This is a genomic window from Acinetobacter sp. 1207_04 (assembly GCF_052850415.1).
On sequence record NZ_VXCQ01000009.1, the window covers coordinates 86,991 to 102,741 of the forward strand.

17 protein-coding genes are annotated in these 15,751 nt (G+C 33.5%); 11 read left to right on the plus strand and 6 right to left on the minus strand.

Annotated features, from left to right (window positions below):
* Positions 1-216: 216 nt before the first annotated feature.
* The 3 genes from FW754_RS09860 to aroC all read left to right on the plus strand — a co-directional run bounded on the left by FW754_RS09860 (position 217) and on the right by aroC (position 2,824).
* Complete coding sequence (locus FW754_RS09860) at positions 217-624, plus strand: lysozyme inhibitor LprI family protein (protein ID WP_419349255.1); 408 nt, start codon at positions 217-219, stop codon at positions 622-624.
* A gap of 91 nt (positions 625-715) precedes the next feature.
* Positions 716-1,726 (plus strand): 50S ribosomal protein L3 N(5)-glutamine methyltransferase, encoded by a 1,011-nt coding sequence (prmB, locus tag FW754_RS09865; RefSeq protein WP_446324544.1) that lies wholly within the window; start codon positions 716-718, stop codon positions 1,724-1,726.
* Positions 1,727-1,738: 12 nt separating this feature from the next.
* Positions 1,739-2,824, plus strand: a complete 1,086-nt coding sequence (aroC, locus tag FW754_RS09870; RefSeq protein ID WP_446324545.1) for a chorismate synthase — start codon at positions 1,739-1,741, stop codon at positions 2,822-2,824.
* A 65-nt stretch (positions 2,825-2,889) separates the two neighbouring features.
* Here aroC and FW754_RS09875 read toward each other — a convergent pair whose 3' ends face one another.
* Both FW754_RS09875 and FW754_RS09880 read right to left on the minus strand, forming a co-directional pair.
* Complete coding sequence (locus FW754_RS09875) at positions 2,890-3,372, minus strand: hypothetical protein (protein ID WP_409510133.1); 483 nt, start codon at positions 3,370-3,372, stop codon at positions 2,890-2,892.
* Between the two features lie 223 nt (positions 3,373-3,595).
* Positions 3,596-4,135: a hypothetical protein gene (locus tag FW754_RS09880; RefSeq protein ID WP_446324546.1), complete on the minus strand. Its 540-nt coding sequence runs from the start codon at positions 4,133-4,135 to the stop codon at positions 3,596-3,598.
* A 454-nt stretch (positions 4,136-4,589) separates the two neighbouring features.
* Here FW754_RS09880 and FW754_RS09885 point away from each other — a divergent pair, with 454 nt between their 5' ends.
* Positions 4,590-4,823, plus strand: a complete 234-nt coding sequence (locus FW754_RS09885; RefSeq protein WP_446324547.1) for a hypothetical protein — start codon at positions 4,590-4,592, stop codon at positions 4,821-4,823.
* A 96-nt stretch (positions 4,824-4,919) separates the two neighbouring features.
* On the opposite strand, the gene FW754_RS09890 is transcribed toward FW754_RS09885, so the two are convergent.
* The gene (locus FW754_RS09890) at positions 4,920-5,363 is read right to left on the minus strand and encodes a universal stress protein (RefSeq protein ID WP_446324548.1); all 444 of its coding nucleotides are present in this window, start codon (positions 5,361-5,363) and stop codon (positions 4,920-4,922) included.
* 282 nt (positions 5,364-5,645) lie between these two features.
* Positions 5,646-6,089, minus strand: a complete 444-nt coding sequence (locus FW754_RS09895; protein WP_409510129.1) for a universal stress protein — start codon at positions 6,087-6,089, stop codon at positions 5,646-5,648.
* A 203-nt stretch (positions 6,090-6,292) separates the two neighbouring features.
* Between FW754_RS09895 and FW754_RS09900 the strand changes: the two genes are divergently transcribed.
* From FW754_RS09900 to FW754_RS09920, 5 genes are all read left to right on the plus strand, one after another.
* A complete protein-coding gene (locus FW754_RS09900) occupies positions 6,293-6,490 on the plus strand; it encodes a hypothetical protein (RefSeq protein WP_409510128.1) in 198 nt (65 codons plus the stop codon).
* A 137-nt stretch (positions 6,491-6,627) separates the two neighbouring features.
* Positions 6,628-6,828 (plus strand): hypothetical protein, encoded by a 201-nt coding sequence (locus FW754_RS09905; RefSeq protein ID WP_409510127.1) that lies wholly within the window; start codon positions 6,628-6,630, stop codon positions 6,826-6,828.
* A 309-nt stretch (positions 6,829-7,137) separates the two neighbouring features.
* Entirely contained in the window at positions 7,138-7,347 is a 210-nt protein-coding gene (locus FW754_RS09910) for a cold-shock protein (RefSeq protein WP_409510126.1), read from the plus strand.
* 128 nt (positions 7,348-7,475) lie between these two features.
* Complete coding sequence (locus FW754_RS09915) at positions 7,476-8,051, plus strand: lysozyme (protein ID WP_446324549.1); 576 nt, start codon at positions 7,476-7,478, stop codon at positions 8,049-8,051.
* A gap of 105 nt (positions 8,052-8,156) precedes the next feature.
* Positions 8,157-8,390, plus strand: coding sequence for a hypothetical protein (locus FW754_RS09920; protein ID WP_419349266.1), 234 nt, complete (start codon positions 8,157-8,159; stop codon positions 8,388-8,390).
* Positions 8,391-8,503: 113 nt separating this feature from the next.
* Here the strand turns inward: FW754_RS09920 and FW754_RS09925 are convergent, their stop codons facing one another.
* Positions 8,504-9,058 carry a lipocalin family protein gene (locus FW754_RS09925; RefSeq protein WP_446324598.1) on the minus strand — a complete coding sequence of 185 codons (555 nt, stop codon included), beginning with the start codon at positions 9,056-9,058 and terminating at the stop codon, positions 8,504-8,506.
* Between the two features lie 875 nt (positions 9,059-9,933).
* Between FW754_RS09925 and FW754_RS09930 the strand changes: the two genes are divergently transcribed.
* Complete coding sequence (locus FW754_RS09930) at positions 9,934-11,289, plus strand: amino acid permease (protein WP_446324550.1); 1,356 nt, start codon at positions 9,934-9,936, stop codon at positions 11,287-11,289.
* Positions 11,290-12,029: 740 nt separating this feature from the next.
* Here FW754_RS09930 and FW754_RS09935 read toward each other — a convergent pair.
* A complete protein-coding gene (locus tag FW754_RS09935; RefSeq protein WP_446324551.1) occupies positions 12,030-14,018 on the minus strand; it encodes a multicopper oxidase family protein in 1,989 nt (662 codons plus the stop codon).
* 94 nt (positions 14,019-14,112) lie between these two features.
* Between FW754_RS09935 and FW754_RS09940 the strand changes: the two genes are divergently transcribed.
* Positions 14,113-15,735: a tyrosinase family protein gene (locus FW754_RS09940; protein WP_446324552.1), complete on the plus strand. Its 1,623-nt coding sequence runs from the start codon at positions 14,113-14,115 to the stop codon at positions 15,733-15,735.
* The last annotated feature ends 16 nt before the right edge of the window (positions 15,736-15,751 follow it).

Here is a 15,751-nt window from a genome sequence, read left to right on the forward strand (position 1 = left end):
TTATTATCAAGGTTGAACAGAAGCATACATTAAATTGTGTTTAAGGGATAAATTTAAGCGCTGAAAGATAGAGATTGTGAAAGATACAGACTATTGTTCTATGATATTTTTGCATAGAATGAATAGACGTAAAAAGTCAGTTTCTTGATCTTAAATGGATTTAAAGAAACAGCGTAAAATTTAGAAATGATTTAAAGCATAAAAATTGGGGATGAAATGAACGTACAAATTTTGGGGAAATTTAAAGCACTCGCCGTGTTGGTAGCGGTCTGTATATTACCCATGCAAATTCAAGCTATGGGGTATAGCGCTAACTATGCTGCATGTATGAATAGTGCAGGCATTGCAACAAGTGCTGTTACGAGTTGTATGAATGCTGAATATCGTTATCAACATAAGCGCGCTCAAGATAATTTTAAGGCCTCTTTAGCACTTTATGGTGATGCGGAAAAGAAAAGTCAAAAAGCAGCAAATAAACAATGGAAAAAATTACGCGCAACCAATTGTCGTAAAGAAACTAGTTCAGACTCCATTGAACGAAAGACTTATTTTTTAAATTGTGCAATTAAAATGACCGTAACTCGAGCAGATTTACTTGAAAAACAATTGTACCGATTGAAATAATTTCTAAATTGAGCATGGGCAAAGCATTATAAAAGTCATCAAAACAAGGTATCATAAGGCGTTTAAAAATTTACCCTTGGAGACGCCTTAAGTGGATCGACCGACTATTAGCCCTGAACATTTACAGGAAGCTGCTGAAAATTTAACGACCATTCGTGACTTTATTCGCTTTGGTGTGACAGCACTACGTCAATACGATGCACACTTGGGTCAGGGGACTGAAGATTATTTTGCAGAAAGTTCAGCCTTGGTTTTACAGACCTTGTCGCTTGAATGGAAGGCAGATGCTGAAATTTTTGATGCTAAATTATTACCAAGTGAAAAAGCTGAATTTCTTGCGTTACTTGAACGCCGTATCAATGAAAAAGTACCAACGTCATACTTGTTGAACTTGGCTTATTTCTGTGACAAACCTTATTATGTCGATGAGCGTGTGCTAATTCCTCGTTCACCAATTGCAGAGTTGATCAATCAACGTTTCGCGTCATATTGCTTAGATGAAAATGATCAAGTGCGTGAAGCCTTAAATAATTTACCTGAAAATCCACAACCTAAGAAACCACAGCGTATTTTAGATATGTGTACTGGTTCAGGTTGTATTGCGATTGCTTTGGCGTATGCATACCCAGATGCTGATGTTGATGCAACCGATATTTCTAAAGAGGCTTTAGAAGTTGCTTCAATCAATGCAGAACATCACGACAAACAGTATCAAGTGGCTTTGCTTGAATCAGACTTATTTGACAAAATTCCTGCTGAAAATCAATATGATTTGATCGTATCAAATCCACCGTATGTAGATGCGGAAGATATGGCAGACCTACCTGAAGAATTTCATCATGAGCCTGAGCTTGCTTTAGCAGCGGGTCAAGATGGTTTAGATCTTGTGCGTAAAATGTTAGCTCAAGCAGCAGACTACCTAACAGAAGATGGCTTAATTGTCATTGAGGTCGGTAATTCTGAATGGGCAATGAAACAGAACTTCAATACCATTGATTTCCATTGGTTGAAATTTCAAAACGGTGGTTCAGGTATTTTTGCACTGACCGCAGCACAATGTCGTCAATACCGAGATTTATTTATTCAATCTATTCAAGCATAAGGAATTGTAGGCATGGCAGGTAACAGTATTGGGCAACTTTTCCGTGTTACGACTTGTGGAGAATCTCACGGCGTTGGTTTAATGGCAATCGTTGATGGTGTTCCACCAGGCATGACTTTGTCTGCTGAAGACTTACAGATTGATTTAGATCGCCGAAAACCAGGTACATCAAAATTTGCAACGCAACGCAAAGAGCCTGATGAAGTCGAAATTATTTCAGGTGTATTTGAAGGTAAAACAACAGGTACATCGATTGGTTTATTGATTCGTAATACAGATCAAAAATCGAAAGATTACGGCAACATTGCTCAGACTTTCCGCCCAGGTCATGCCGACTATACCTATACGCAGAAGTATGGTTTCCGTGATTACCGTGGTGGTGGTCGCTCAAGCGCACGTGAAACAGCAATGCGTGTGGCTGCAGGTGCCATTGCGAAAAAATACTTAGCTGAAAAGTTTGGTATTTTAATTCGTGGTCATGTGACACAGATTGGTACAGAGAAAGCTGAAGTTTTGGATTGGAATGAAGTTTCCAATAATCCATTTTTCTGTGGTGATGCCAATGCTGTTCCTCGTTTTGAAGCACTAGTGACTTCGTTGCGCGAACAGGGCACAAGCTGTGGTGCAAAACTTGAAATCTTAGCTGAACAAGTTCCTGTAGGTTGGGGCGAGCCAGTATTTGATCGTTTAGATGCCGATATTGCCCATGCCATGATGTCAATCAATGCGGTGAAAGGCGTTGAAATTGGCGATGGTTTTGCGGTTGCGGAGCAGTTTGGTCATGAAACACGTGATGAACTTACGACAGATGGATTCCTTGCCAATCATGCAGGTGGTATTTTAGGTGGGATTTCTTCGGGTCAGACCATTCGTATTGCCATTGCGCTTAAACCAACCGCAAGTATTACTACGCCGGGTAAAACCATTAATATGAATCGGGAAGATACTGATGTATTGACCAAAGGTCGTCATGATCCATGCGTGGGGGTGCGTGCAACGCCAATTGCTGAAGCGATGCTTGCGATTGTGTTGATGGATCATTTTATGCGTCATCGTGCGCAAAATGCCGATGTGGTTGCACCATTTGCTCCGATTTAACACAATTTGTATTTGATTAAAAAACCAAACGCTATGTTTGGTTTTTTTTTGAGATTTTAACGGATTTATGGTTGTGTAATGTGTTGAGAATAACCTTTGATAAAGGTTAAGTAAGCAGAAGATTGTTGACCATCAGCTTTTAGAATTGGGCGCTCTATATCACCTTTATCTGTAATAAGTTTCAATGAAATTTCTTTACCACTACGGAAAGAGTTTAAGAAACTGACTGGGACAATAATATAATTTGAAGATAGTTTTGTACCATTTTCAAGTGTACTATTCTCTGTTGCAGCAATCGTTGAATAAGCATAAGGCTGACCATCGACATTAAATACAAACTGTTGAATATTATATTGCTCAGTATTTTTAATATCGGCAGTAATTTTAAAACCATCGCGTTTTTCTTCATTCCAACGCATTGCAAGTTCAGGACAAACCTCGTTGGTTTCACAGATTAAAGGGCCTTTTGTCACAACTTTGAGAGAATTTGGAGTAGCACATGCCGTTAATAAAAGTACAGATGAAAGAAATGCGAGCTGAATTTTCATAAATTTTCCTGAGTAACATGGATCTTACTGTTATTGATTGTTATAACAATGCACTGAACTTGTTAAATTTACCGTTTAATGCATAAAAATGGAATAACCAATCTTATTTTAGTGGTCGAATTATGAATAAAAGTCAACATTTAGATAGGTAGGAAATAGAAAAGCAGCATTCTGACGAATACTACTTTTTATTTTCTTATTAATGAGAAATAAATAGTATCAATTATTGTTTATAACCACGCATAAAGACTTTATAACCACCAGACTCACGGTTACTATCTAAAAGTGCACCACTCACATCACCTTGATTTGTATTAACGGTCATGGTGATAGTTTTACCTCTTGCTAAAATAGTTAAAAAACTACGAGGAACTGTGACGTAATTAGTTGAGTCAATCAGGCTAGAGTTTTGAAGCTTACGATAAGTTGAAGGTGTTGTTGGGGTGTAGCTATAGTTTTGACCATCGATATTAAAGTTGATTTTTTGAATATCATACTGATTAATATGGAAAATATCTGAATACAAGTTGTATTGTCCCTGTGAGCTTCTCCAATCTACAGAAAATTCTGGGCAAACAGTATTAGAATCACAAAGCGGTGATCCTGATGTTTCAGTACGTCGAACTGTATCTGAAGGATTCATTGAGTTACTTAAAGCGTTGGTTGTTGGTTTAAACCATTTACCAGGGAGTACCACACATCCTGTAAGTGTTAAGCTGCTTAGTGACAAAGTTGTTAGCATAAGTATGCTTGAATATTTCATTGTTATGACCATTTAGTTTTTATTCATAATAATTTATCATAAAAAGAATAAAGTGAGAACTGGTTATCTTTAATTTGTGTTAGAAATATTCATTTGTGTTTGTATTTTTTTTAAATTAAAATTTTTATTCTAATTTAAGTTTTTGAAATTAAACTATAAATTTTATTTATCATGCTTTGTGATTAGATTCCTCAAATTTTTAATTTTTTTATTCAAGTGTGACACTCGATTAAGTTTTTATTAAATTTGGCTAATTATTTATGTTGAGTGATAGAGAAAATGGTTCATTTATATTTTGTACAAAACTTAATTATTAGATATTGAATTGTATTGGTTGATGCCGTTTAAAGACTAATTGCGGAAAATCTATACGAAATTAGTAAATCGGGGATTTTTTATCAGTAAAATAATGCTATAAATGAAAATAAAGCGAATATGAAAAGGAGTTAAATTGATGAAAACAACAGTGAAGTATGTTGTGCTGAAAAGTCGAGAATATCAATTGGGTACTCCACTCTTTGAAGAAAGTCTAGATGCTGATCAGCACTATTTTGATCAAATTCCTGATGTTATTCACTTTCAGCAGCATGATTTTAAGGTCAAATCTAAAGAGTTAGTTCGTAAGCAAATTTTTGATGATTTCGAAGAGTCACAAAGTATTTTGGTCAAAGTGATTGCGTTAAACTAAGTTACTCTAATTCATCACAAAGCAATGATTTTGAATTGTTTGTGAAAATTAAAAAACCCCATCAAATGTGGGGTTTTTATTTTTAAACGTATTATTTTACTTTTTAACAATAAATACAGGTAATGTCGTTTGGCTTAATACATCTTGTGCAAAGCTACCAAGTAACCATTTTTGGAAGCCTTTACGACCATGTGAACCCATGACAATCAGGTCTACATTTAATTCTTCAGCTGCATCAATAATAGTTTCTGCAGACACCATGCCTTTTTTTATTGAAGTTTCAATGTTAACACCTTCAACTGTAGCAATTTCATTCACTTTTTCGAGTGCTTGCTGTGCATTATTATAGGCTTCTTTGAAGTAGTCTTGAAGCATACCAGCTGTATAGTAAAAATCTGCACCTGAAAATGGATCTTCAGCAATGACGCTAATTGCCGTAATTTTACAATTGAAGGCTTTAGCAAGTCCAACGGCATGTTTTACTGCCGAAAATGAGATGTCTGAGCCGTCTACAGGGACTAAAATATGCTGATAAGTCATAATGATTTCACCTCTTTGTTTATTGTTCCCTATATTCATAACATATAAAAAGATATGATTAAAGTAGCTAAATAGAGTACAAAATTTATTTGAAAATTAATGTGAAGTAGTTGGATAAATTTTCAAAAAATGATTCATTTCGATATTCATTTTTCAAGAATGATTTTAACTAAAAAGTATGAATCAACCAAAATATAGTTGATGATATTTAACAGCAGCGGATTAACGTCTAAAAAGCTTTCTACGCTTATTTTAGGGTTGATAAATTTAAGAGAAAATAACTCATTGTTTAACAATCATCACAGGTAAAGGGCAGATGCTGAGAACTTCTTGAGCAACACTTCCTAAAACAAGTTTTTTAAGCCCTGTACGACCATGAGAACCCATCACAATCAAATCTGTATTTATTTCATCTGCAATATTGAGAATAGCTGTTGCCGTTGAAACATCTCGTGCAATGCGAGTCGTTACATGAATGCCATGTCCCAATAATGTTTGTTGCAGATCCTCTAAGCGACCTTTAGCATTTCTTTCAGCAGCAAGAATATACTCAGTAATAGATGGTGCAACTTTATAAAAATCTACGCCAATCATAGGATCTACAGCCAACACACTCAAGATTGTGATATGACTTCCAAAGGCTTGAGCAATTTTTTCGGCATGCTCAACAGCGGCATAGGAAATAGGAGAATCATCTATTGGAACAAGGATATTTTGATAACTCATATATATTCTCCATCATTGTTATTTCATTAGTCATAACATGGAATAAGAATATAGTGGGGAGTTGATTTGTTAAATTTTAATTGGTTTAAAATAGATCATAAAGATAGTGTGATTTATGTAACATAAATAAAAATATAATTGTTTTTAATCACAAATAAACTAGAATGTATTTATCAAGTAGCTCGTTGAAAAGAGAGGTTATTATGATTCTTTATGATGGAGAACAAGTATTCCCTGAACAGGCAAATAAATTTAAAGTATTCCTAAAAGATTATCTTGCTAAACGTGGCGCAGCTTACATTTTAGAAGAAAAGTTTTTTATTTATGATAATGATAATGATGAATTTTTAGAACCAAAGATTCAAGAATTTTATGTACTTTGGTCTGTCGTTCCACATTAATAAATATAACCGCCAAATTGGCGGTTCTAAATTTTTGAAAGTGCTAAAATAACTTAAAATATATGCATATAAAATAACAAAAATGAAAATATGAGGTATATACTCAGGCTAAGCCTTTGATCCTGAGTGAGAAGATAATGCCGAAAAATTTTGTCATCCGTTTTGCAGTTCTACTGTTTATGACTTTGTTGGTGATTGCATTGGGTATCCATTTTATGCTTTCGAAAGAAGTTACAGTTGTTGCATGGATTTTGATGTTCCCTATAATTATGGCTGTACCAATTTTAGCATCTGTACTTATGGCGAAAGATGAAGAACTAGAGATTTCAATGCATTAAGTTCATGTTGAATTTAAAGTTGTTATAAAAGCCTACAGATGTAGGCTTTTAATTGAGTTATTCGTATAACACCTACTCTTATTTTTTGGTTGTTTATTGATCTATGGTGATCATTTTAAATACAATAAGTAATGTGAAACTCTATCTATATTTACTCAAATCGTTTATTCTATCTGCATCATATTAGAATTATAAATTTTATCGTGTTTACTGATTTTGTTTCGTTGTTGATTTTCTCCATCGTTCTATAAGACGTTTATATTTTAAAAGTTATTTTCTACTATTATTTAATTTTTTTGAGAGAAATGTATGTCAGATATCACTACTGGTACTGTTAAATGGTTTAATGAAACTAAAGGTTTTGGTTTTATCGCTGCAGATAGCGGTGAAGACGTTTTTGCACACTTCAGCGAAATCCAGTCATCTGGTTTCAAAGTTTTAAATGAAGGTCAACGCGTTCAATTTACCGTTACAGCTGGTAAAAAAGGCCCTCAAGCAAGTGGTATTACAGTTATCTAAGTCTCTCTAGATTTAGAAGCTAGGCTCATCGTAAGATGGGCTTTTTTATTACTTATCGATTATTCAAAGTGATTGGGGCTTTATCTAAATCTAAAAATTATGGTTCATGTAAAATGAAGGCGTGTTAAATGAAATCAATTTTACAATTGTTAGAAGTATTTAGTGATACTTTCTTGGGACGAAAACCACGAGATGTGATGCACTCTTCGGTTACGACTGCTTCTGACTCCGATCGTAATATTGGGATTGCCAGAGATACGATGATGATTAGTCCTAAAGGGATTGAAATGATTTGTCGATTTGAAGGCTTACAGTTATCTGCTTATGATGATAGCGTAGGCGTGTGGAGTATTGGTTTCGGTACGATAGTTTATCCAAGTGGTACAAGGGTTAGAAAAGGTGATATTTGTACACTTGAGCAAGCAAAATTTTATATGTCACATGATTTAAAAAAATTTGAACATGCTGTTGATCAAGCTGTAAAAGTATCAATTGATCAGAATCAGTTCGATGCATTGGTTTCGCTGACTTATAACATTGGTGCAGGCGCATTTCGAAATTCTACTTTACTTAAAAAGTTGAATGTTGGTGATTATCATGGTGCATCTGCACAATTTGATGTTTGGAATAAGGCGAGTGGTCGTGTTTTACAAGGGCTTGTGAATAGACGTTTTGTTGAGCGTACGTTGTTTGATAAAACCTAGTGTTTATATGTTGAATCATTTTAAAGATATAAAAATCATTTCTATACCAATAGGCTCAAGTGGTATAAGTTACATTTTTTAGAATCAAGATTTGTTGTGGTTGTGATGGAAGCATTTGAAGCAAAGAAAAATGTATATTTTAATTATGAATTTGATGAACTCACTTTGGATGAAGATGATTTTCCTGATGTGATTTATAAATCTTTGGTTGGTTTGCTTTATAAACATGTTATTGAATATCCTGATACTACGTATTGTATTTATTATCACGAAGAATTAGCTGGAGATGAATTACAAAAGATTAAAAATGATTGGATGGGTTATTGCCCATTGGATTAATCTCAGTTTCTTTAGGATACTTTTAATTGGGTTTTAAACCGCGCTTTATTTTTAAAAAAATTAAGTTAACAATTAAACAGCAATAATAAAGCCCTCATTGAGGGCTTTATTATTTATTTATGTTTTGTGTGAATCAAATCGCTTAAGTTATAACCTTGGTTTTTAGCATGATTTAAGAACTCGGTAGCAATTGCTGGATCAAGTGTTGGGGATCTGCTCAATAACCATAAGTATTTTTTGTTTGGTGTGCCGACTAATGCAACTTGATAGTCTTCATCTAATTTTAAAATCCAATAATCACCTCGTCCGAGAGGTAACCAACGAAGCGCTTTTGGTAAAAAACTCACTTTTAGTTTAGAATTTTCTGGGCTATTTTGTACTGATGCTTCACCAATCGATTGCTGAAGTTTTCCATCTTTGTTAAAGCATTTATTATCAACTTTAACTGTTCCATTTTCATTTAACGAGTAATTTGCAGTTACGTTGTAATCACATTTTTTTTGAAAATATAGCGGTTTACGCGCAATTTCATGCCATGTTCCTAAATATTTATTAAGATCAACTTTTGCTACAGTTTGTACTTTTTCATCACTAGCATATGCTAATGTAGCCATGCTCAGGAATGCTATTCCAGAAATAAGGGTAAAAATCTTAAATGTATTGTTCATCATATAGCTCACATATTTAAGTACTTAATAAATATATCGAGTTTGAATAACGATAGGGATGATGTATTGTAAATTTGTTTACAAATCATGTAATTTTCTCATGAAAGAATTTACTTTATGATTTTTATATAATGTCTACGACTAATCTATTGGATTTATTTTTGATCTGCTAAATAAACAAATGACTACAATCCTATGTAACCTTTAATTTTTATAAGATATTGAAAATACAACCATATGCAACCGATGCCAATCCATCAAAGATTAAGTGGATTTTAATTTGTTTATAATACAAGCATGAATTAACATTGATTAATAAATTTATATAAAACAATATATTGTGTTGTATTTTGACTCATTATCTAATTGGTTTCAGACCTCATGTATATTCTTGAGAAATTCTTTTAAATAGATTTTCTTAAAATATACTGAGTTTTTATAAAGATGAGAATTAATAAGTAAAATATAGATGATTTAGATTTTGGCGAAAAAGGGCAGAGTATTTATCGTGACGCTGACTTAATTGGTTTTATTATACGAGTCAGACCTATAAGTAAAACATTCTTTGTCGAAAGGAAATATAACAATGAACTTTTCCGTACCCTAAACTGTTTGATCGACCTTCACATTAATATTTTAATTGCATATATAAACCATATCTATATCAATAGGGCGAAGTGGTGTAAGTTACGTGTTTTTAAGATCGAGATATGTTGACTGTGATGAAAGAATTTATCATCAACTTCAACTGTTCTATCTTCATTTAACGATAAATTAGATCCTCAAAATGTAAATCTAAAATTATTTCCATTGATGGGCTAGGTTATATGGTGCTTAGCATCTACAATTCACGTTTTATCCAATGAGATTCTGTTTTGAGTAGCGAGACGCCTAAACTTCAGCGCCGTTTAAAGAACCGTCATATTCAATTGATTGCTATGGGCGGTGCAATTGGCACAGGCTTATTCTTAGGTTCAGCACATATTATTCAATCCGCTGGCCCATCTATCATTTTAGGTTACATGATTGGTGGCTTGATTGCATTTTTGATTATGCGCCAACTTGGTGAAATGATTGTACATGAACCCGTTACAGGTTCGTTCAGTTATTTTGCTTTTAAATATTGGGGACGATTTTCTGGCTTTTTGACGGGTTGGAATTATTGGGTTTTATATATTTTGGTGGTAATGACTGAGCTGACGGCTATTGGGAAATATGTCAATTATTGGTGGCCTCATATTCCTGCTTGGACATCTGTATTGTTCTTTTTTATTGTGATGACCTTTGCTAATTTAGCCAATGTAAAGCTGTATGCGGAGTCTGAATTCTGGCTATCGATGATTAAAGTCCTCGCAATTATTGCAATGATCATTTTTGGTATCTATTTGCTAATGATGGCAGATGTTGGCTCAACGGCTTCTATTAGCAACTTATGGGCACATGGTGGATTTTTCCCGCATGGCTTTGAAGGCCTATTTTATATGTTGGCTTTTATGATGTTTGCTTTTGGTGGAATTGAGCTGATTGGGATGGCTGCTGCTGAAACAGAAGATCCCGAAAAAAATATTCCTAAAGCGGTGAATCAGACAGTTATTCGGATCTTTTTATTTTACATCTGTTCATTGGCTATTCTTTTGTCTTTGGTACCTTGGAATCAATTAGATTTAGGTGGTCTAGATAAAAGTCCATTTGTACTTATTTTTAAGCAAATGGGCATTGATTGGGCTGCACATTTACTTAATTTTATTATTTTGACAGCATCAGTATCTGTTTGTAATAGTGGTATGTATGCCAATAGTCGTATGCTACTAGGCTTGGCAGAGCAAGGTAATGCACCGCAAATTTTTAAGTACGTTACTAAACAAGGAACTCCTGTTCCTGCTGTTTTATTTTCAGCATTGCTTATTTTTGGTTGTGTTCTGCTTAATTACTTTGTACCTGAAAAAGCATTAAGTTACCTGATTTATATTGTAGTAGCAGCAGCAGTATTGAATTGGATGATGATCAGTTTAATTCATTTAAAATTCAGAAAAGCAATGAAACAGCAGGGCGTCAAGACCAAATTTCCAGCGTTATTTGCGCCATTCACCAATTATGTGGTTTTGGCTTTTATGTTAATCATTCTTTATATTATGTGGAGTCAGGGTTTTATGCTGTCGGTATTGATGCTACCCGTATGGATTTCACTATTATTTGTTATATTTAAGTTGTATCAAAAAGCCCTCAACTGAGGGCTTTTTCGAGCACCATTATGTTAAATGGAGCTTTTTACTTAGATTGTTGCTCATCTATAATGATAATTTGTCACAAGCTGAAAATTTAGTTGGAGTTACAAGAAATCATTCCATACCCATTGTTATAACAAGTAGTATTAGTCGATCTAGGTTGACTATTTAACATCTGTAGCTCTAGTTGCCGATTCTGTTGATACATGTATAGCTGTTGGTCTGTCATCGCATCTCTGTATCCAGTATCTTGGCCTTTTTTATTTACACACATGATGCGAGTCTTAGAGATTTGTCTGCCTGCTTTACAAGATGAGTCTCCTGCTAAGTAGTAGTTCCCATTTATATAATTTGGGGTAGCACTCATACATCCACTAAGACCAATAGACAATAACCCCATTAAAATAAAATTTTTCATATTATTTAATCCATTAAGTTTAATAAATATTATGCTCTAATTTTACTAATTTTTTATTGCTATACAAAGGTAATCAAATATAAATAAATGCTAAAGCAAAGCGATTTTAAATTTGTCAATTTATATTGAGGTTTAAGCAATTTATCTAAAATTAGCATAATACGCTTTATGGGAAATACTCGATATTTCATCATAAGCATCAATATTTTATATGAGACCATGATAGGGTTCAGCGCACTATCATGGTTTGTTTGTGACTATTCATGGTTGTGATTCGATTAATAGAACAAAAGCTGTTTGAGAAAGCCCTCAGTTGAGGGCTCATTTTTTAGTGATGAGAATGCTGAATTTTGGGTGTGTCTCCTGCGAAAGGTCTAGCTTTACACATCTCTAAGCTTTCATTTGGATCACAAATACGTACATCTTGCATCATTCCTTGGTCTTCATGATCAAGAATGTGACAATGCAGAACAAAATCGCCAAGAAGATTATTGTCATACTGGGTACGTGTTATGACGGTATATCCTTTAGGGACAAAAATAGTGTCTTTCCATACATGCTTCAGGTTATTAAATTGAACATCATATTGACCTCCATTAGAGGGATTGCCGGAAACATCCTCATTCTTCTCATTTAATATTTCTTGGATTTGGAATGGATTTACATGAATATGAAATGGGTGTCCACCTAGAGTAGATGTTAAATTCCACTCGTCGATGTAGCTACTATCATCCGTAGTTTTAAAATTTAGATAACGTACATCTTCTTGTTTACCTGTGTATGCTTTACTATTTTTATCATCATTGATTTTATTGCTAATTTCAAAAGTAGGTTTAGAGCTAGTATTAATATTAAAATTCAATTCTTGCTTATCATTTTTTACTTGTTCATTTTCTAGGGATTTGTATGGTGCAAAAGCTGATAAGTCATTTTTTGCAATTTGATTTATGATTTGAGTAGGTAATTTCTTCAGTTTTGCTTGATTCGCTAAATAAGCTTGAATATTTATTTCACGTTCTGTGGATTTTTTAACATCAACCCAACTAATCAGTTTTGCATATAGTTCATGATTTTCAGATAGTTGTGCTTTCAACTTATTAGAAATATTTTTATTAATTTCATTTTTATCATTCAGTTTTGTATCAAAAACACAATATTTATTTACTGTTGGGAAAGAGATTAAAGCATCTTGGCGATAACCAGGTTGTAATACTGATAGCTTAGTTGGTTGAGTCTCTGCCATAGTAATTCCGTCATGGGCAAAGGTGTTAAAATTGATAGATTTGAGTTGGTTAAATCTCGTTATTTTTTCAATGTCCTTATTTTCTTTGTTATCAATAAATTCACCATATTCACGGCATTGTTGAATAACTTTATCATCACTAAAATCGGCTGAATTTGGTAGCTCTTTGATAATTAAACCAAGAGTATCTCTAATTCCTCCATGAATCATTCTCCAACGAGAAAATTTATTTTGGGTCATTTCAAATTTACCCAAGACTAATCCATTAATTGATGTATAACGTGATGATTTAGCCCAAGATGATGGATCTTTTAATTCATTATAATCATCAATTTTGCCATTCTCATTATATTGAATCTGTTGAAACATTAGGATTTTTTCATCTGCGTCTTTCAAGAGAATATCAATATCACCAACTTGGACAATATTATTATTTTCGATTTTTGGAAATCTATTTCCTTCAACTATAAGTGTGCCAGCCATGCCACTAGATACTTGTAGTGCTGTTGAACCATGTAGATGCGGATGATACCAAAATGTGCCTGCAGGATGGTTTTTAGGAATTTCAAATTGAAATGGTTGTGACGTATTCGGCTTTATATTAATAAAGACGTTATCACTTGCAATACCGGTATCTTTGGAGTCAGGTTTTTTAAAATAACCCGGATTTACAGCTAAACCGTGAGTATGTAGGTTTGTATTATTAAAACAATGAGGGGTGTTGTGATCATCTTGTTTTTTGCATTCGTCATTATCTAATTTATTATTTAGTAGAACTTTTAAAGATGCTCCCGGTTGGATTCGAATAGTGGGACCAACTAGAGAATTATTTTCTGTATTTTGACTGCTCCCATCAATATATTGTCGAAGCTCAACTTCATCAATTTTTTTAAGATTTGGATTAAAAATTGTGCTTTTTTTCATTTGAACATTGAGTTCTAGTGGCTTTCCATTGGGACTTTGTTGGAACTCATTTGGATTAATAATAACCACTGATTTTGCATAAACTGTGGGTGAAATACTTATTGAAAGCGCTAGCATGTTAAAAAGTAAGATTGTTAATTTTGGCTTCATGAAAACTTCCTTTTGACTTAAATAATTGAAATAAATATAAAATTTATAATATCTGTGTTTTAATTATTGTTCAATTTTTATCGGGGAAATAATAATGAAAAAAATTATGATGGGATTTGGTGCCGGAAGTCTTCTTTTTTTTATGCAAGGAACAACTTTCGCGAATATTCAAAGTTATGAAAATTTTTCAAAAAATCAAAAAAATATACAGATATTAGATAAAGCATTTGACGAGATGAAAAAGCGTAATAATGCTGCTCATGATTCAAAGGATTTTAGGACGAGTTTACAATATTGGGCAAATATACATGGTTATTTTGCTGAAGATCTATCAACTGATCCAAATGCAAAAGCATTAAAAGATACTATTAAAAATAAAGTAGGGAGTTGTTTTAGTGAAGCTTTCAAAAATAAATCGAAAGAAGAAATAGAACTCTGTATAACGTATACGACATACTATACGGCTATTCGTAATCAAACCGTTTTAGATGATAAAATTGCACAAGATGTTTGGGGGACTTGCCCACATAGCTCTAAGGATGTAGCTAATGATATGTTTTTACCTTGGCATCGACTCTATCTACATTTCTTTAATAAAACACTGAAAAATGCGAGTGGAAGTGCTGAGTTCGTATTGCCATATTGGAAGTATGAAGATAATTATGATGAAGAAAGTTTTTCTGTAGCTTTGCCAACACAATTTACTGAGCAAGATAAGTCAATATATAGTCAATATCGCACTAAGGGCTTAAATACAGGACAGCAAAGCATTAATGCTTACATGAATGGAAAAGGGGAAGGTGTTGATATATTAGGTTCAGAGGCATTGAAAGCTGAAAAGTTTTTTTCAAATGAAAGAAATGGTTTTTCAAATTTAATTGAGCAAGATCCGCATGGAATGATGCATTGTGGAGTTGGTGCTAATTGTATTGCTCCTTATATGGGAGTTGTTCCTGCAGCAGGGAATGATCCAATCTTTTATTTACATCATCGGAATATTGACCGATTATGGCAAAAATGGATGGAAACAAAAAGTAATGGAAAAGAAATTACACTTGAATGGGCTAAGAAAAATTTAGGGATGGATCCTGCATGGTTTGAAAAAGAAATGAGTTTTGTGGATGAAAATGGCAATAAAGTTACTGTAACAGTAGCCGATGCATTTAGCCCTGAATATATGCCTAAATATGAAGATCTCGATTTGAAAAATACAGAACACTCACTCGGTGCGCTTAAAGCAATTTCAAGTCCGTTGGGTAGTCATGAGAGTTTTGATTTAAAATCAACAGCGATATTGGGTCAAATGCCCGATAAAATTAACCTTGCAATACCTGCAAAAAATTTAAAATCTAATCTCAATAATAAACCTGCAGAAAGTTTTTTAAAGCTTGAAAATATAGAATTGAAGAATAATCCTCTATTAACCTATGGTGTTTATTTGGTTAATAAAGAGAACTCTAAAAAGAGTTATTTAATGACATTCTCATATTTCGGCGTTGATGAAGGAGGTCACGGCCATCATTCAGGGGCAAAGCTCAATGATGTTGAATTAAATATTTCAGATAATTTGCAAGAAATTGGAGCGACTAATTTTGATCAACTTCAACTTATTTTCAGGCCTACAGATTTAACAACAAAACCAGTATTCACACAACAAAATGATGCTGGAATAACCATTGGGAAAATCTCTTTTTATTCTAAGCCTTTAAAAGAGTAACGACCTATATAGTTCT